Raw genomic sequence first — 16,772 nt, 5'->3', positions numbered from 1 at the left:
TGATCTGGCTTCCCAACTGCAAGATCAAAAGATCGCAGCCTCGGTTCCCTCGACAGCCTACACACTCCCCAAATTTCCGATCCACTGCCAGTTCCCACCGGCGGCGGATTTGTTGCGTCACTGCATTGTCATCTTTCTGTCATACAGGATCGCTAGGGTGTGCGAATGAATGATCTGGCCAACTCCACCATGACTACAAATCCCCCCAAGCGAATTGACTTCAATACGCCTGAGCTGCAACGCAAGCGCCGCATTCGTGCGCTGAAAGATCGCCTGACCCGCTGGTACGTCCTCGTCGGCGGCCTCGCCGTTCTTGGCGCAATCACCCTGATCTTTTTCTTCCTCGGTTACGTCGTCGCGCCGCTGTTCCAGGGTGCCGACCTGACCGCCAAAGACGCCATCACGCCCGCCTGGATGCAAGACGCCGGCAAGCCGCTGATGATCTCCCTCGAAGAGCAGAACCAGGTCGCCATGCGGGTTTCCGACAAGGGCCAGGCTTTGTTCTTTGATATCGACACTGGCGCTGAACTGCGCCGCGTCGACCTGCCGATTCCGGCCGGCACCAGCGTGACCTCCATCGGTGAGGATCAACCCGGTCATCCATTGGTGGCGGTGGGCTTGTCCAACGGCCAGGCGCTGGTGTTCCGTCACACCTATAAAGTCAGCTACCCGGAAGGCAAGAAAACCATCTCGCCGGCCATCGAGTACCCGTACGGCGAAACGCCGGTCGCACTGAACGAGGCGGGCGGAGCGCTGGAGCACGTCAGCCTCAACGCTACCGAATCGACCCTGCTGCTGGCCGGTTCCACCGGTGCGCAGCTACATGTCATGTCGCTGACCAGCGAAGAAAACATGATGACCGGCGAAGTCACCAACGAGCAGAAGCGCATCGAACTGCCGCAAATGACCGAGCCGGTGAAGAACATCTTCGTCGACCCGCGTCAGCAATGGCTGTACGTGGTCAACGGTCGCGCTCAAGCCGACGTGTTCAGCCTGCGCGACAAGAGCCTCAACGGCCGCTACAAGTTGCTTGAAGATGGCAATGCCGAAGTGACCGCCAGTACTCAATTGCTGGGCGGCATCTCGCTGATTGTCGGCAACTCCAAGGGCGGTCTCGCCCAGTGGTTCATGGCCCGCGACCCGGATGGCGAGCTGCGTCTGAAGCAGATTCGTACCTTCCAGATGGGCACTGCGCCGATCGTTGAGATCACCGCCGAAGAACGTCGTAAAGGCTTCGTTGCCCTCGACGCGTCCGGCAAACTCGGCGTATTCCACAGCACCGCTCACCGCACTTTGCTGGTAGACCAGGTGGTTGATGGCCAAGGCCTGTTCGGTTTGTCGCCACGGGCCAACCGCGTGATCGTGGAGCAGGGCGGCAAGCTGCAACCGTTGCTGCTCGACAACCCGCACCCGGAAGTCTCGTGGAGCGCGTTGTGGAGCAAGGTCTGGTACGAGAACTACGACGAGCCTAAATACGTCTGGCAATCGACCGCAGCCAACACCGACTTCGAACCCAAGCTGAGCCTCTCGCCGCTGACCTTCGGTACCCTGAAAGCTGCGTTCTACGCGATGCTGCTGGCCGCGCCACTGGCCGTGGCCGCGGCAATCTACACCGCGTACTTCATGGCCCCGGGCATGCGTCGCAAGGTCAAACCGGTGATCGAGTTGATGGAAGCGATGCCGACGGTGATCCTCGGCTTCTTCGCCGGCCTGTTCCTGGCGCCGTATGTGGAAGGGCATTTGCCCGGCATCTTCAGCCTGCTGATGCTCCTGCCGATCGGCATTCTGGTGGCGGGTTTCGTCTTCAGTCGCCTGCCTGAGTCCATCCGCCTGAAAGTGCCGGACGGCTGGGAAAGCGCGATCCTGATCCCGGTGATTCTGTTTGTGGGCTGGTTGTCGCTGTACATGAGCCCGTACATGGAAACCTGGTTCTTCGGCGGCGACATGCGCATGTGGATCTCCCACGACTTAGGGATTACCTACGACCAACGCAACGCTCTGGTGGTCGGTCTGGCCATGGGCTTCGCGGTGATTCCGAACATCTATTCCATCGCCGAAGACGCCGTGTTCAGCGTGCCTCGTGGCCTGACTCTGGGCTCCCTGGCCCTCGGTGCCACACCGTGGCAGACCATGACCCGCGTGGTGATTCTCACCGCCAGCCCGGGCATCTTCTCGGCACTGATGATCGGCATGGGCCGTGCGGTCGGTGAAACCATGATCGTGCTGATGGCCACCGGTAACACCCCGGTCATGGAAATGAACCTGTTCGAAGGCCTGCGCACCCTGGCGGCCAACGTCGCGGTGGAAATGCCCGAATCGGAAGTCGGCGGCAGCCACTACCGCGTGCTGTTCCTCTCGGCGCTGGTGCTGCTGTTGTTCACCTTCATCATGAACACCCTCGCGGAACTGATTCGTCAGCGTCTGCGCAAGAAATACTCGTCGCTTTAACAAAGGTAGAAGTCTGTGAAACAGAACTCCCTGAATGGATGGTTCAAGAGCGGCGCCCCGGGCGTCTGGATCAGCGGCGGCGCGGTGTCCATTGCGGTCATCATGACCATTGGCCTGCTGGCGGTGATTGCCGTGCGCGGTCTGGGTCACTTCTGGCCGGCGGACCTGATCCACGCCAGTTACGACGTGCCGGGCCAAGCCAATCACCTGGTCATAGGCGAAGTGGTGCAGAAGGAAGAAGTGCCACGCGAGCGCCTGAAAAGCGCTGGCCTGCCGGTGCCCGATCAGGGCCCGGAGTTCATGACCCGCGAGCTGATCAAGGTCGGCAACCGTGATCTGAACGGCACCGACTTCACGTGGATTGTCGGCGAGTGGCTGACCAACCAGAAAACCCCACCTGAGCTGATGACCATTGAGCGTCGCGAGTGGGGCAACTTTTACGGCTACCTGGTCAACGTTAAACAGGACGGCAAGGTCATCGCTGAAGGCGAGGCCGCATGGCCTGAGTTGCAGGCGCGTGTCGATCGTGTCAACCAGCTCGCCGCACAGCTCAAGAGCCTGGAAAAAACCGACATCGGCGCGATCAACGCCGGACTGGAGCGTGTGCGTCTGCACGGTCGCAAACTGGAGCTGGCCGGCCATCTCGACGCAGCCGCTCAAGCGGACCTGGAGTCCGAGCGCGCCGAGTTGAATGCCCGTTATCAGGAAATTGAAGCGCGCCTGAATGATCTGCACGCGCAGTTCAACCGCGACAGCCTGACCGCTCGCGACGCGAACGGCAAAGAAGTCGAAATCGGTATCGGTAAAGTGGTTCACGCCTACCAGCCGAACGCCATGGGCACCTTCACCAAGATCGGCTTTTACTTCAGCAAGGTCTGGGAATTCCTCAGTGATGACCCGCGTGAAGCCAACACCGAAGGCGGGATTTTCCCGGCGATTTTCGGCACCGTGATGATGACGTTGATCATGGCGATGATCGTGACGCCGTTCGGCGTTCTGGCGGCGGTTTACCTGCGTGAATATGCGCGGCAAGGACCGATGACCCGGCTGATCCGCATCGCGGTGAACAACCTGGCGGGTGTTCCGGCCATCGTTTACGGCGTATTCGGTCTGGGCTTCTTCGTCTATGTGCTCGGCGGTTCGGTCGACCGGTTGTTCTTCCCTGAAGCGCTGCCGGCGCCGACCTTCGGTACGCCGGGCCTGCTCTGGGCGTCGCTGACCCTGGCGCTGCTGGCGGTGCCGGTGGTGATCGTGGCCACCGAAGAAGGCCTGGCGCGGATTCCTCGCACCGTTCGCGAAGGCTCGCTCGCCCTCGGTGCAACCAAGGCTGAAACCTTGTGGAAGATCGTGCTGCCAATGGCCAGCCCGGCAATGATGACCGGCATGATCCTCGCCGTGGCCCGTGCCGCCGGGGAAGTGGCGCCGCTGATGCTGGTGGGTGTGGTGAAACTGGCGCCGTCGCTGCCGCTGGATGGCAACTACCCGTACTTGCACCTGGACCAGAAGATCATGCACTTGGGCTTCCACATTTATGACGTCGGTTTCCAGAGCCCGAACGTCGAAGCCGCGCGGCCGCTGGTGTATGCCACGGCGCTGCTGCTGGTGCTGGTGATCGCGACATTGAACCTGTCGGCTGTTTATATCCGTAACCATCTGCGCGAGAAATACAAAGCGCTGGATAGTTGATCTAAATGTGGGAGCGGGCTTGCTCGCGAAGGCGGTGGGTCAGGCAACATTGATGTTGAATGTGATGACCTCTTCGCGAGCAAGCCCGCTCCCACACTAGCTCGCGTTTGATCGAACAATTATTGGGCATGCCGTGAAACGGCGTCCCGAACCGAATTTGTTAGCACAGGGAGCCTCCCATGCAGCACGAAGCACACACTCACGGCATCAACATGTCGGCCTTGGGCCGCGACAAACAGAGCCTGAGCCTCGAGCAGGAAACCGTGGCCATCGAAGTGCCAGGCCTGAGCCTGTTCTACGGCGACAAACAAGCGCTGTTCGACGTCAGCATGAACATCCCGAAACAGCGAGTGACCGCCTTCATCGGCCCGTCCGGCTGCGGCAAGTCTACGCTGCTGCGCACCTTCAACCGCATGAATGACCTGGTGGACGGCTGCCGCGTCGACGGCGCGATCAACCTCTACGGTCACAACATCTACCGCAAGGGCGAGGACGTGGCCGAGCTGCGTCGTCGCGTCGGGATGGTGTTCCAGAAGCCCAACCCGTTCCCGAAAACCATTTACGAAAACGTGGTTTACGGTTTGCGCATCCAGGGCATCAACAAGAAACGCATTCTTGACGAAGCCGTCGAGTGGGCATTGAAAGGCGCGGCGTTGTGGGATGAGGTCAAAGACCGTCTGCACGAGTCGGCCCTTGGCTTGTCCGGTGGTCAGCAGCAACGTCTGGTGATTGCCCGCACCATCGCCGTGGAGCCGGAAGTGCTGCTGCTCGACGAACCGTGCTCGGCACTCGACCCGATCTCGACGCTGAAAGTCGAAGAGCTGATCTACGAACTGAAATCCAAGTTCACCATTGTTATCGTGACCCACAACATGCAACAGGCCGCGCGGGTTTCCGACTACACGGCGTTCATGTACATGGGCAAACTGGTGGAATTCGGCGACACCGACACCCTGTTCACCAATCCGGCGAAGAAGCAGACCGAAGACTACATTACCGGTCGTTACGGCTAGCAAGCGGTTGTTACTCACTGAACTGACGCTGCGGTCCACCGCACCTTACCGGACGCTCCAAGGACGCCAACATGATTAGTAAAGAAGGCCTTACCCATCACATCTCCCAGCAGTTCAACGCTGAGCTCGAGGAAGTGCGCAGCCACCTCCTGGCCATGGGCGGTCTGGTCGAGAAGCAGGTCAACGACGCGGTCACCGCGCTGATCGAGGCCGACTCCGGCCTAGCCCAGCAAGTGCGTGAGATCGACGACCAGATCAACCAGATGGAACGCAACATCGACGAAGAATGCCTGCGCATTCTGGCCCGTCGTCAGCCGGCGGCGTCGGATTTGCGGTTGATCATCAGCATCTCCAAGTCGGTGATCGATCTGGAGCGCATCGGAGACGAAGCCACCAAGATCGCCCGTCGTGCCATCCAGTTATGCGAAGAAGGCGAAGCGCCGCGCGGTTACGTCGAGGTTCGCCACATCGGCGACCAGGTGCGCAACATGGTTCGCGATGCCCTGGACGCATTTGCCCGCTTCGACGCCGATCTGGCGTTGTCGGTGGCGCAATACGACAAGATCATCGACCGCGAATACAAGACCGCACTGCGTGAACTCGCCACCTACATGATGGAAGACCCACGCTCTATCTCGCGGGTCTTGAGCATTATCTGGGTGCTACGCTCGCTGGAGCGGATCGGCGACCACGCGCGCAACATCTCGGAACTGGTGATTTACCTGGTGCGTGGCACTGACGTGCGTCACCTGGGCCTCAAGCGCATGAAAGAAGAAGTTGAAGGCACAAGTGCCGAAACCGCTAATGTTCCGGGCAAAGCTGACGATAAGTAAGATTGCCCAAGAAAAGCGCCCGGCCCTTTGGCCGGGCGTTTTTGTTTGTGTGCGGCTCTCGAATTGAAAAGCCGAATTGAAAAACCGAATAGAAAAGCAGCACCCGCGAACGAAAAGTCCCGGCGTGACTGAAGAGTTTTGGCAAAGTGCCATCAGCCAGCGTTATGCTTGCCGGGATTTTTAAAGGGGTGTTGGATGAGCAAGATCAGTGTGTTGGTCGTGGACGATGCGTCGTTCATTCGTGACTTGGTGAAGAAGTGCCTGCGCAACTACTTCCCGGGGATCCGGACCGAAGATGCAGTCAACGGCAAAAAGGCCCAGGCCATGCTGGCCAAAGAAGCGTTCGACCTGGTTCTGTGCGACTGGGAAATGCCGGAAATGTCCGGTCTGGAGCTGCTGACCTGGTGCCGCGAGCAGGAAAACCTCAAGACCATGCCGTTCGTGATGGTCACCAGCCGTGGCGACAAAGAGAACGTCGTCCAGGCGATTCAGGCCGGGGTTTCCGGCTACGTCAGCAAGCCGTTCACCAATGAGCAGCTGCTGACCAAGGTCAAGCAGGCGCTGAACAAGGTTGGCAAGCTCGACACCTTGATGAACAGCGCGCCGACCAAAATGAACTCGGCATTCGGCAATGATTCCCTTAGCGCGTTGACCGGCGGCAAGGCTGCCTTGGCTACCCCATCGGCAGCCGTCGTCAACCCGTTCGCCAAACCCGTCGCCGCAGCGCCAGCCCCGGCAGCCGCACCGTCTCGTGGCCTGCTCAATAGCCCGCCAGTCAAGGCACCTGCCGCCTCCGCCGCATCGGCCGGCGGTCGTGGCCAAGGCCAGCTGCGCCTGCCCAGCGGCACTCAGCAATGCGTGATCAAGGCCTTGAGCATCAAGGAAGCGCTGCTGGTGGTGAAACGCACCGACACCCTGCCACAAGTCCTCGACAGCGCCGTGCTTGACCTGGAACAGGGCGACAACGCTGAAATCGCCCGCCTCAACGGCTACCTGCATGCCATCGTCGCCTATGAGCCGAAACCTGACAGCGACTGGCTGCAACTGACTTTCCGCTTTGTCGACCAGGATGCGCAGAAGCTCGACTACATCTCCCGCCTGATCGCCCGTGGCACGGCGCAGAAGCATTTCGTACCGGGCGCGTAAGCCTGGCGTCGCCTGACCCAAAGCCATCGCGAGCAGGCTCGCTCCCACATTTGAAATGCATTCCAATGTGGGAGCTAGCCTGCTCGCGATGGGGCCATTGAATTCGCCGCACGTCTCCTGAACCGCCCATCTTGAAACATCTGTCGACTACGCGGGTCCATTTCAGCTGCTAGGCTCCTTCCCAGGCCTTACTCGACAGAATCTTGCCCATGCTCGCGCGCCTGCTGTTTTTCTGTGGTCTGTTCATGGCCTCCACCTCGGCTGTGGCCATGACGATTTACCGGTCTACCGACGCCAGTGGCGTGGTCTCTTACAGCGACCGCCCCACCAAAGGCGCGAAGGTGTTCGTTTTTCGGGACCGAATGGTCGAGCGTCTTGAGCGGCAGGTGTACCTCGATATCAAGAAGCAGAGGGGCATGGACAGTGTATTCGTGCGCAACGACCTGTATGCGCCGGTCGAGATCGAGCTGAGTTTTTCTGGGCTGAATAACGTCAGCGGTGCGCCAAGTCGACCGATCCGTCGGGTTTTGCCGGCGCGCAGCAACATTCGTCTGGCGCTGCTCAAGGCGACGAAGGCCGGAAGGCCGCTGGCGTATACCCCAAGGTTCGAATATTCCCTGGGCGACCCCGCAGGGGCCGCCATGGCCTATCGATATCCGTTGCCTTGGCGTGGTGGGCCGTTTCGGCTAAGTCAGGGCGCCAATGGCCAATACAGCCACTACGGGCCGAAGAACCGTTATGCGATGGACATCGCGATGCCTGAAGGCACGCCGATCATCGCGGCGCGCGGCGGGATGGTAGTGAAAACCGAGAATGGCCAGACCGGGCGCGGCAACGATCCGTCGGGCAATTTCGTGCGGGTATTGCACGATGACGGGACCATGGGCGTGTACCTGCACCTCAAGAAAGGTTCGGTCAGCGTACGGGAAGGTCAGCGAGTGGTGGTGGGCAGTGCGCTGGCGCTGTCGGGCAATACCGGCAACAGCAGCGGCCCGCACCTGCACTTCGTGGTGCAGCGCAATACCGGGTTGGGGCTGGTGTCGATTCCCTACCAGTTCAATCAGCCGGTAGGCGCGTTGCCCAACTTTGCGTTGGGCAAGCAGTGATGAGTTGTCTGGTCTGACGCATTCGCGAGCAAGCCCGCTCCCACATTTGATCGGCGTCGAACCCTATTTATGTGATCGACGCATAACAAGTGTGGGAGTGAGCTTGCCCGCGAAGGGGTCAACACGGATCCGGTCAGGGATCGCTTAGTCCAGCATCAACACCTTGGCCAAAATGATCTTCGGCCCTTTCATCTTCTTGATGATGATCCGCAAGCCTTCGACTTCCAGCACTTCTTCCTCCTCCGGCACCCGTTTCAGGGTTTCGTAGACCAGCCCGGCGAGGGTTTCGGCTTCGATGTGGTCCAGATCGATGCCCAGCAGGCGTTCAACCTTGAACAGCGGCGTATCGCCTCGAACCAGCAACTTGCCCGGCTGATACGCGAGGATCCCGCGTTCGGCCTTGCGGTGTTCATCCTGAATGTCGCCGACCAGCACTTCCAGCACGTCTTCCATGGTCAGGTAGCCGATGATGTTGCCGTCGGCTTCCTCGACCACAGCGAAATGCGAGCCGCCCTTGCGGAACTGTTCCAGCAACTGCGACAGCGGCATATGGCGAGATACGCGCTCCAGCGGCCGGGTCAACTCGGCGAGGTTGAACGACTCGGGAATGTGATCCAGTGCGGCCAATTCAAGCAGCAAATCCTTGATGTGCAGCAGGCCGACGAACTCCTGGCGCTCGCTGTCGTACACCGGGTAGCGGCTGAATTTGTGGCGACGGAACATCGCCAGAATTTCCTTGAGCGGCGCGTTGAATTCCAGCGTCACCAGATCTTCCCGGGAGTTGGCCCAGTCGACCACTTCCAGCTCGCCCATTTCCACTGCCGAGGCCAAAACGCGCATGCCTTGGTCGCTCGGATCCTGGCCACGGCTGGAGTGCAGGATCAGTTTCAGTTCTTCACGGCTGTAATGGTGCTCGTGATGCGGGCCGGGTTCACCCTGGCCGGCGATCCGCAGGATCTGGTTGGCGCTGGCGTTGAGCAGGTAAATGGCCGGGTACATGGCCCAGTAGAACAGGTACAGCGGCACGGCCGTCCAGAGCGACAGCAGCTCGGGTTTGCGGATGGCCCAGGATTTCGGGGCCAGTTCGCCGACCACGATGTGCAGGTACGAAATGATAAAGAACGCCGTGAAGAACGACACGCCTTTGACCACTTCGGCGGACTCTACGCCGAGCACTTCGAGCACCGGCTCGAGGAGGTGTGCGAACGCCGGTTCACCGACCCAGCCAAGGCCCAGGGAGGCGAGGGTGATACCCAATTGGCACGCCGACAGGTAGGCATCGAGCTGACTGTGCACGGTGCGCAGGATGTGCCCGCGCCAGCCGTGCTGTTCAGCGATGGCTTCGACCCGGGTCGAGCGCAATTTGACCATGGCAAATTCCGCCGCAACGAAAAAGCCGTTGAGCAAAACCAGGATCAGAGCAAAAAGAATCATGCCGAAATCGGCGAATATTGTTGCGAGGGTCAAGCCAGGGGAAGGGTCCATGATGGAGTTTTGCGGGTTCCGTGTATTCGAAAGGAAAGAAAAAGTGCGCCTGAAGGGCAGGCACAAGTCAGCCAATGTAGCGGCTGACTCTTGGCTTGCCTAGTGGCGAGTGCTGGCCGGTATCAATCGGTGGCGCTGATAACACGGGATTTAGTGACCTGGGCTGGCGAAAAATGGCAAGTAAACGTACTGCCATGACCTGGCACACTGCTGATTTCCATACGTGCCCGATGGCGCAACAACACATGTTTGACGATGGCGAGCCCCAGCCCGGTGCCGCCGGTGTTGGAGTTGCGGCTGGAATCAACGCGGTAGAAGCGTTCAGTCAAGCGCGGCAAGTGTTTGCTGTCGATGCCGATACCCGAATCTTGCACACTCAAATGCGCGCCTTGATCGTCACCCCACCAGCGAATGCGGATATTGCCCTCGGCCGGGGTGTATTTCACTGCGTTGAACACCAGGTTGGAGAACGCGCTACGCAATTCGGCTTCGCTGCCTTTGAGCAGAATCGTCGGATCGGCTTCCAGGCTGATGTGCTGATTGCGTTGACCGGACAGTTGCTGAGCGTCGCCCTTGATCGATTGCAGCAGGCTGTCGATGGACACCGGTTGATTGTCCGACGGGTAATCGGTGGCTTCCAGTTTGGCCAGCAGCAGCAAGTCGTTAAGCAACGTCTGCATGCGCCCGCCTTGCTGCTGCATCTGCTGCAGGGCACGGCTCCAGCGCGGGTTCACTTCCTCGACGTTATCGAGCAGGGTTTCCAGGTAGCCGCAGATCACCGTCAGCGGCGTGCGCAGTTCGTGGGACACATTGGCGATGAAGTCTTTGCGCATCTGTTCCAGCTGATGGATACGCGTCACGTCGCGCACCAGCATCAAGTGTTCGTTGTTGCCGTAGCGGGTGATGTATAGCTGAATACGCAGGCGATCATTAATCGGCGAGGGGATTTCCAGTGGCTCGGCGTAGCTGTCCTGCTCGAAGTACTCCTTGAAGCGCGGATGGCGCACCAGGTTGGTCACGGGCTGGCCACTGTCCTGAGGAGTCTTGAGACCGAGCAGGGTTTCGGCGGCGCGGTTCCACCATTCCAGGTTGCCGTCGCTGTCGAGCATGATCACTGCGTCTTTCAGCGCAGCGGTGGATTCCTGGACCCGGTCGATCACCGCTTGCAGGCGCCCGCGCACCCGTTGGTCGCGGCGTTGCAGGTGGTAGATGCTGTCGAACACTTCACCCCACAGGCCGTAGCCGTCGGGCGGTGCTTCATCGGGTTGGTGCAGGCGCAGCCATTCGTGCAGGCGCAGTAACTGCTTGAGGGTCCATGCCAGGTAAAGGCCCAGGCCCACGGCGAGGCTCCAGCCGTAGTAGCCGGAAATCAGGCCGATCACCAAGCAGGCGGTGACCAGCAACAGCATGTGGCGAATCAGGGTGCCATGCCAGTTTTGGTTCACGGAAAATTGCGTCCTTGTCAGCGAGTCTGGCGCAGTCGGCTCAGGCCTTGGTGGAAAACCGGTAGCCAGTGCCGCGCACGGTTTGTACCAGATTTTCGTAGGCATCGCCGAGGGCTTTGCGCAGGCGACGGATGTGGACATCGACGGTGCGCTCTTCGACATAGACATTGCCGCCCCAGACCTGATCCAGCAACTGGCCACGGGTGTAGGCACGTTCCTGGTGGGTCATGAAAAACTGCAGCAAACGGTACTCGGTCGGGCCCATCTCGGCAGGTTTGCCGTCAATGGTCACGCGGTGGCTGATCGGGTCCAGCAGCAGGCCGCCGACTTCGATCGGCGCTTCGCCGTCGGTCGGGCCGGCGCGGCGCAGCACGGCTTTCAGGCGCGCCACCAGCTCGCGGGGGGAAAACGGTTTGGTGATGTAGTCGTCAGCGCCGACTTCCAGGCCCTGGATCTTGTTGTCCTCTTCGCCCTTGGCGGTGAGCATGATGATCGGGATATCCCCGGTCAGCTCATCGCGCTTGAGACGGCGAGCCAGCTCGATGCCGGAGGTGCCGGGCAACATCCAGTCGAGCAGGATCAGGTCCGGTTTGCGGTCGACGATAATGGCATGGGCCTGCTGCGAGTTCTCTGCCTCCAGGCAGTCGTAGCCGGCCATTTCCAACGCAACGGCGATCATTTCGCGAATGGGCGTTTCGTCGTCGACGATCAGAATGCTCCTGCCAACCATGCGTTAATCCTCTTGTCATTTAACTGTCTTGCGCCGCATTAGATAACGGAATTATTGCAGTCGTGTGACAGTATTTTAGCCGTCCTGCGATTGTCGCGATCCTGAACTAAGCTCTAAGTCCGAATCCTGACAACCACAAGAGGAAGGTTTCCATGAATCACATTGCTCAATCCTGGAAGGCCCTGCTGGTCACGGCTGCGCTAACGCTGCCGTCCCTGGCCTTCGCCGCCGAGCCGGCGATGATGAAAGACGGGATGATGGTCGATCATAAGGGCATGACGGTGTACACATACGACAAGGACTCAGGCGGTAAGTCGATGTGCAACGGCGAGTGCGCTGAATACTGGCCGCCAATGATGGCACCGGCGGGCGCCAAGCCCGAAGGCAAGTGGAGCACGATCAAGCGTGACGACGGTAAGATGCAGTGGGCCTATGACGGCAAGCCGCTTTACATGTTCATGAAGGACAAAAAACCCGGTGACATGGCAGGCGACAATATGAAGGACGTCTGGCACGTCATGCGCGAGCATAAATAAGCGATTCGCCTGCGCCGTAAACAGTTCGCAGCCTGCGGTCGCTCCATCCCCCTGTTGGAGCTGGCGCAGGCTGCGATCTTTTCCAACGGTCAACGCAGCGCGTAATCCAGCACAATCCCGACAAAAATCGCCAACCCCGCCCAGTGATTGTGTAAAAACGCCCGGAAGCAACGCATCCGGTCCTTGCTGCGGGTGTACCAGAACTCCCACGCAAAACAACCCGCCGCCGCCAGCAGCCCGAGGTGGAACCAGCCACCGAGATGGAATTTCGAGCCCGCCAGCAGCAGGCAACCCAACGCCAATCCTTGCAGGGTCAGAATGATCGCCCTGTCGGCATCGCCAAACAGAATTGCAGTGGATTTCACGCCGATCTTCAAGTCGTCATCGCGGTCGGTCATGGCGTAATAGGTGTCGTAGCCCACGGTCCACAACAGGTTGGCGATCCACAGCAACCAGGCCACCGCCGGCAGTTCACCGGTTTCGGCGGTAAACGCCATCGGCATGCCCCAGGAGAATGCCGCGCCCAGCACCACTTGCGGGTAATAGGTATAGCGCTTCATGAACGGGTAAGTGAATGCCAGGGCCAAACCGCCCAGCGACAGCCAGACTGTCGCCGCGTTGGTGCACAACACCAGCAGGAAACTCACGCCCATCAGCACCGCGAAAAACACCAGGGCTTCTTTCGAACTGATCTTGCCGCTCACCAGTGGCCGCTGTTCGGTGCGTTTCACGTGGCCATCGACCTTGCGGTCCGCCCAATCGTTGATCACACAACCGCCAGCACGGGTCAGTACCACGCCGAGCACGAAAATCACGATATTGGCCAACGAAGGCGAACCTTCACCGGCAATCCAGAGTGCCCATAATGTCGGCCACAGCAGCAAATAAATGCCGATCGGCTTGTCCATGCGAGTCAGCTGAATAAAATCCCAGGCCCGAGGGTTCAAGCGGTTCAGGGACTTGAGCAGGCTCTGGTACATCAGCAATTCTCCGGATGGGCGCGGGTGGCGTTCCACAAGGTCGGCAGGAAGATCTCGGCCACCAGCACGCTCAAGGCACCGCGGTCGAAACGCGAGCGCCGGCCCCACAGTTCAGGCGACTGAGCGTCCACCGGCAACCATGCCTGAGGATAATGACAAACTTCGATGGCCCGGCGCTGAAAAGCCTGATCGCAAAACAGCAATTCGCCCAGAGAGCGGCTGCCCAGTTCGTCCATATGCAATCCATCACCCTGCAACGCGCTACGCGCCGCCACGCTGCGGGCAAACACCCAGGCTTCTCCGTGGCCGCGCAGATACACCTCGCGCACCCAGCCTTCACTGCCCTCGGCCAGCTCCAGCGCAGCACATTCGTCGACGCGTAGCGATTGCCAGCCTTCGAACAGCGGTGTGACGCTGAAGCCATCATTCGACAGGCGGATCAGGCGCCGGGTCAGCGATCCTTCGTCGAACAGCCAATCGAGCGTAGAGGTGTCGGGGAGGGGCATCAGTTGGCTTCGAGGGAGCCAGATCAGCGTCGGGGAGGGGGCTTTTGAGTGCGGCACAGTGAGTCATTATTGGCAGCAAATGAGGCGGCGAGCTTAACATGTCAGGCACCGATTTTGATTGACCGGCCTGCCGTTGCGCCGAACAGGCTTGCATCTGCCGGGTCCGATCAGTACAAAACGCCCCTGAGCCGGACGGCAACGCTTCACCGATCGACCGTTCGCGCCGGCAAAAGCCTGAATCCTGAGGAAGTACCTGAATGAAAAAGTGGCAATGTGTGGTCTGCGGCCTGATCTATAACGAAGCCGAGGGCTGGCCGGACGACGGTATTGCAGCGGGCACGCCGTGGCAGGACGTGCCGGAAGATTGGCTGTGCCCGGACTGCGGCGTGGGCAAGATGGATTTCGAAATGATCGAAATCAACTAAGAATCCAAGGAGTAAGGGAATGAACGCACCTGTCGTGATCGTCGGCACTGGGCTGGCTGGCTACAACCTGGCCCGGGAGTTTCGCAAACTCGATGGCGAAACCCCGCTGCTGCTGATTACCGCAGATGACGGACGCTCCTACTCCAAGCCGATGCTCTCCACCGGCTTCGGCAAGAATAAAGACGCCGATGGCCTGAGCATGGCCGAACCGGGCGTCATGGCCGAGCAATTGAAAGCCGAAGTGCGCACCCACACGCGCATCAGCGGTATCGATCCGGGCCACAAGCGCCTGTGGATCGGCGAAGAGGCGGTGATCTACCGCGATCTCATCCTGGCCTGGGGCGCGGAAACCGTGCGGGTGCCGATCGAAGGCGACGCGGCGGATGCCGTTTTCCCGATCAATGATCTTGAAGACTACGCACGCTTTCGTGCGGCTGCGGCCGGCAAGCGTCGAGTGTTGCTGCTGGGCGCCGGTTTGATCGGCTGCGAATTCGCCAACGATCTCATCCTCGGTGGTTACGAGGTGCAACTGGTTGCACCCTGCGAACAGGTCATGCCGACCTTGCTGCACCCGGCTGCGGCCGCTGCGGTCCAAGCCGGGCTAGAAAGCCTGGGCGCACGCTTCCACCTCGGGCCGGTGCTCAATCGCCTGCAACGAGTGGCTGATGGCCTGGAAGCGCATCTGTCCGATGGCCAGGTCATTCCTTGCGATGTGGTGGTGTCGGCCGTCGGTCTGCGTCCGCGCATCGACTTGGCGGCCGCTGCAGGGCTGCAGGTCAACCGTGGTGTGGTGGTCGACCGTCATCTGAAAACTTCTCACGCCAACATCTATGCCTTGGGCGACTGCGCCGAGGTCGACGGGCTGAATCTGCTGTACGTCATGCCCCTCATGAGCTGTGCGAGAGCGCTGGCCCAAACCCTCGCCGGCAACCCTACAGCAGTGATTTATGGCCCGATGCCAATCACCGTGAAAACCCCGGTCTGCCCATTGGTGGTTTCGCCACCGCCACGGGGCGCGGAGGGCGTCTGGACGGTCGAAGGGCAGGGCGCGGACATCAAGGTGTTGTGCCGCGACAGCGCTGGAAAATTGCTGGGCTATGCCCTGACAGGCACGGCGGTGATGGAAAAACTCGCTCTGAACAAAGAGCTTCCAGCCTTGCTGGCGTAAATAGCGGTCGTTCTGTCGGAATCACCCCGCTTTTGCTCCCACAAAGGTCGCGGGGAGACTGGCGCCGCTCTAAAGCGCGTGCCATTCTCACTCCCGTCTGCCGCAGAGTAGAGCACCTGCGGCGCCTTAGGCGCTGTTCCAACGAGAACAGCACGGACATAACAACAAAAAACCGTCAAAGGGGCTTCACTAATGCGTAAACCAGAACTCGCCGCTGCAATTGCGGAAAAAGCAGACCTCACCAAAGAACAGGCCAACCGCGTTCTCAACGCCGTTCTCGAAGAAATCACCGGCGCTCTGCACCGCAAAGACAGCGTCACGCTGGTGGGCTTCGGGACTTTCCTGCAACGCCATCGCGGTGCACGTACGGGTAAAAACCCGCAGACCGGTGAGCCAGTCAAAATCAAGGCCAGCAACACTGTTGCGTTCAAGCCAGGCAAATCGTTGAAAGACAGCGTTAATCCATAATTGCTGCAAGTACCTCAAACACTGAGGGGAAAACGGTAATGAAAAGAATGGGCACGCCGATTGGATCGGGTGCCCATTTTTTTAGCTTTTCCGGCACACAGATTGAGCTTTCTTTTTCATCCGTATCCTGCTCGGTTTCTTCGACGCGTCGGCCCTAGAGCTCTCGGCCTTGGTCAGGCTTTTTTCTCTAAATAGAACTTCAGGTATTTTTTTGGTCTTTCTTGAAAGGCTCGTGCCTTACCGAAGCTATAAGCATTTCATATGATAATTCTGTATTTATGATAGACGTCCTGCTTGACACTTGATCGCTATAAGGGGCGTCGGATTTCTAACGGCCTACTCTAGGATTTCCACTGCAGTCTCTCCTTCAAAGGTTTGGACGGCCGTTCGATAAATGACCGTCCAACTATCCACTGACGATCTTCTAAGAATATGTTTTGAGCCAAACACATATAGGGTGTCGCCAAGTGAAATTTTTTCTTTTATATGCTGCGCTGAGGGTGAGACTAAAAATTGATGTAAGAAGACCATGGGTTGGCCCTGGTGATACAACCAAGCTGGTTCGCCCACCCATACAGGTTTTTCATTCAAACACAGGAACTCATTTTCTAGACGTTCAGCTAGCCATTTTTTTATTTTTTGGGGCGCCTTGCTCGACGTATTCGTTGTAAAGGCCCCTTGCAAAATCTTCTGCACCTTCGGCCTCCATCGACGCGGATTGCTTTTCTGCAATCTCCATCGCAGCGCCCCAGAAAACGTGAAAATCCGTCAACCCGCTCATGTCTTCTCCTGTAAAG

16 protein-coding genes are annotated in these 16,772 nt (G+C 59.3%); 10 read left to right on the top strand and 6 right to left on the bottom strand.

Annotation, left to right across the window (positions count from 1 at the left end):
- Positions 1-414 precede the first annotated feature (414 nt).
- The 6 genes from AB4O41_RS16290 to AB4O41_RS16265 all read left to right on the top strand — a co-directional run bounded on the left by AB4O41_RS16290 (position 415) and on the right by AB4O41_RS16265 (position 8,232).
- Positions 415-2,448 (top strand): ABC transporter permease subunit, encoded by a 2,034-nt coding sequence (locus tag AB4O41_RS16290; RefSeq protein ID WP_460148360.1) that lies wholly within the window; start codon positions 415-417, stop codon positions 2,446-2,448.
- Between the two features lie 15 nt (positions 2,449-2,463).
- A complete protein-coding gene (gene pstA / locus AB4O41_RS16285; RefSeq protein WP_460143925.1) occupies positions 2,464-4,134 on the top strand; it encodes a phosphate ABC transporter permease PstA in 1,671 nt (556 codons plus the stop codon).
- 179 nt (positions 4,135-4,313) lie between these two features.
- Positions 4,314-5,147, top strand: coding sequence for a phosphate ABC transporter ATP-binding protein PstB (gene pstB, locus AB4O41_RS16280; RefSeq protein ID WP_367373625.1), 834 nt, complete (start codon positions 4,314-4,316; stop codon positions 5,145-5,147).
- Between the two features lie 71 nt (positions 5,148-5,218).
- Positions 5,219-5,980 carry a phosphate signaling complex protein PhoU gene (phoU, locus tag AB4O41_RS16275; protein WP_008073516.1) on the top strand — a complete coding sequence of 254 codons (762 nt, stop codon included), beginning with the start codon at positions 5,219-5,221 and terminating at the stop codon, positions 5,978-5,980.
- A 195-nt stretch (positions 5,981-6,175) separates the two neighbouring features.
- Positions 6,176-7,126 carry a response regulator gene (locus tag AB4O41_RS16270; protein ID WP_460143924.1) on the top strand — a complete coding sequence of 317 codons (951 nt, stop codon included), beginning with the start codon at positions 6,176-6,178 and terminating at the stop codon, positions 7,124-7,126.
- Between the two features lie 209 nt (positions 7,127-7,335).
- A complete protein-coding gene (locus AB4O41_RS16265) occupies positions 7,336-8,232 on the top strand; it encodes a peptidoglycan DD-metalloendopeptidase family protein (protein WP_460143923.1) in 897 nt (298 codons plus the stop codon).
- A gap of 144 nt (positions 8,233-8,376) precedes the next feature.
- On the opposite strand, the gene AB4O41_RS16260 is transcribed toward AB4O41_RS16265, so the two are convergent.
- From AB4O41_RS16260 to phoB, 3 genes are all read right to left on the bottom strand, one after another.
- Complete coding sequence (locus tag AB4O41_RS16260) at positions 8,377-9,717, bottom strand: hemolysin family protein (RefSeq protein WP_460143922.1); 1,341 nt, start codon at positions 9,715-9,717, stop codon at positions 8,377-8,379.
- Positions 9,718-9,839: 122 nt separating this feature from the next.
- Entirely contained in the window at positions 9,840-11,126 is a 1,287-nt protein-coding gene (gene phoR, locus AB4O41_RS16255; RefSeq protein WP_460148359.1) for a phosphate regulon sensor histidine kinase PhoR, read from the bottom strand.
- Positions 11,127-11,202: 76 nt separating this feature from the next.
- Positions 11,203-11,892 carry a phosphate regulon transcriptional regulator PhoB gene (phoB, locus tag AB4O41_RS16250; protein ID WP_460143921.1) on the bottom strand — a complete coding sequence of 230 codons (690 nt, stop codon included), beginning with the start codon at positions 11,890-11,892 and terminating at the stop codon, positions 11,203-11,205.
- A gap of 152 nt (positions 11,893-12,044) precedes the next feature.
- Between phoB and AB4O41_RS16245 the strand changes: the two genes are divergently transcribed.
- Positions 12,045-12,428 carry a COG4315 family predicted lipoprotein gene (locus AB4O41_RS16245; RefSeq protein ID WP_460143919.1) on the top strand — a complete coding sequence of 128 codons (384 nt, stop codon included), beginning with the start codon at positions 12,045-12,047 and terminating at the stop codon, positions 12,426-12,428.
- Positions 12,429-12,517: 89 nt separating this feature from the next.
- On the opposite strand, the gene ubiA is transcribed toward AB4O41_RS16245, so the two are convergent.
- Together ubiA and AB4O41_RS16235 are read right to left on the bottom strand one after the other, a co-directional pair.
- Complete coding sequence (gene ubiA, locus AB4O41_RS16240; protein ID WP_460143917.1) at positions 12,518-13,408, bottom strand: 4-hydroxybenzoate octaprenyltransferase; 891 nt, start codon at positions 13,406-13,408, stop codon at positions 12,518-12,520.
- Complete coding sequence (locus AB4O41_RS16235) at positions 13,408-13,971, bottom strand: chorismate--pyruvate lyase family protein (protein ID WP_460143916.1); 564 nt, start codon at positions 13,969-13,971, stop codon at positions 13,408-13,410. Before AB4O41_RS16235 ends, ubiA begins: the two co-directional genes overlap by 1 nt.
- 200 nt (positions 13,972-14,171) lie before the next feature.
- Between AB4O41_RS16235 and AB4O41_RS16230 the strand changes: the two genes are divergently transcribed.
- From AB4O41_RS16230 to AB4O41_RS16220, 3 genes are all read left to right on the top strand, one after another.
- Complete coding sequence (locus tag AB4O41_RS16230) at positions 14,172-14,339, top strand: rubredoxin (RefSeq protein ID WP_007896465.1); 168 nt, start codon at positions 14,172-14,174, stop codon at positions 14,337-14,339.
- A 19-nt stretch (positions 14,340-14,358) separates the two neighbouring features.
- Positions 14,359-15,507, top strand: a complete 1,149-nt coding sequence (locus AB4O41_RS16225) for an NAD(P)/FAD-dependent oxidoreductase (protein ID WP_460143915.1) — start codon at positions 14,359-14,361, stop codon at positions 15,505-15,507.
- A 192-nt stretch (positions 15,508-15,699) separates the two neighbouring features.
- Complete coding sequence (locus AB4O41_RS16220) at positions 15,700-15,975, top strand: HU family DNA-binding protein (protein ID WP_003213368.1); 276 nt, start codon at positions 15,700-15,702, stop codon at positions 15,973-15,975.
- A gap of 616 nt (positions 15,976-16,591) precedes the next feature.
- Here AB4O41_RS16220 and AB4O41_RS16215 read toward each other — a convergent pair.
- A complete protein-coding gene (locus AB4O41_RS16215) occupies positions 16,592-16,756 on the bottom strand; it encodes a hypothetical protein (protein WP_460143914.1) in 165 nt (54 codons plus the stop codon).
- Positions 16,757-16,772 lie beyond the last annotated feature (16 nt).

The organism is Pseudomonas sp. S2_A02, assembly GCF_054668495.1.
Note: the sequence above shows the minus strand (reverse complement) of the source record. Positions and strands in the feature narration are given on the sequence as shown.

Coding starts and splice junctions, on each gene's coding strand:
- AB4O41_RS16290 (WP_460148360.1), top strand. CDS start 415: ATGCAAGACGCCGGCAAGCCGCTGATGATCTCCCTCGAAGAGCAGAAC.
- pstB (WP_367373625.1), top strand. CDS start 4,314: ATGCAGCACGAAGCACACACTCACGGCATCAACATGTCGGCCTTGGGC.
- phoU (WP_008073516.1), top strand. CDS start 5,219: ATGATTAGTAAAGAAGGCCTTACCCATCACATCTCCCAGCAGTTCAAC.
- AB4O41_RS16270 (WP_460143924.1), top strand. CDS start 6,176: ATGAGCAAGATCAGTGTGTTGGTCGTGGACGATGCGTCGTTCATTCGT.
- AB4O41_RS16265 (WP_460143923.1), top strand. CDS start 7,336: ATGCTCGCGCGCCTGCTGTTTTTCTGTGGTCTGTTCATGGCCTCCACC.
- AB4O41_RS16260 (WP_460143922.1), bottom strand. CDS start 9,717: ATGGACCCTTCCCCTGGCTTGACCCTCGCAACAATATTCGCCGATTTC.
- phoR (WP_460148359.1), bottom strand. CDS start 11,126: ATGCTGTTGCTGGTCACCGCCTGCTTGGTGATCGGCCTGATTTCCGGC.
- phoB (WP_460143921.1), bottom strand. CDS start 11,892: ATGGTTGGCAGGAGCATTCTGATCGTCGACGACGAAACGCCCATTCGC.
- AB4O41_RS16245 (WP_460143919.1), top strand. CDS start 12,045: ATGAATCACATTGCTCAATCCTGGAAGGCCCTGCTGGTCACGGCTGCG.
- ubiA (WP_460143917.1), bottom strand. CDS start 13,408: ATGTACCAGAGCCTGCTCAAGTCCCTGAACCGCTTGAACCCTCGGGCC.
- AB4O41_RS16230 (WP_007896465.1), top strand. CDS start 14,172: ATGAAAAAGTGGCAATGTGTGGTCTGCGGCCTGATCTATAACGAAGCC.
- AB4O41_RS16225 (WP_460143915.1), top strand. CDS start 14,359: ATGAACGCACCTGTCGTGATCGTCGGCACTGGGCTGGCTGGCTACAAC.
- AB4O41_RS16220 (WP_003213368.1), top strand. CDS start 15,700: ATGCGTAAACCAGAACTCGCCGCTGCAATTGCGGAAAAAGCAGACCTC.
- AB4O41_RS16215 (WP_460143914.1), bottom strand. CDS start 16,756: ATGAGCGGGTTGACGGATTTTCACGTTTTCTGGGGCGCTGCGATGGAG.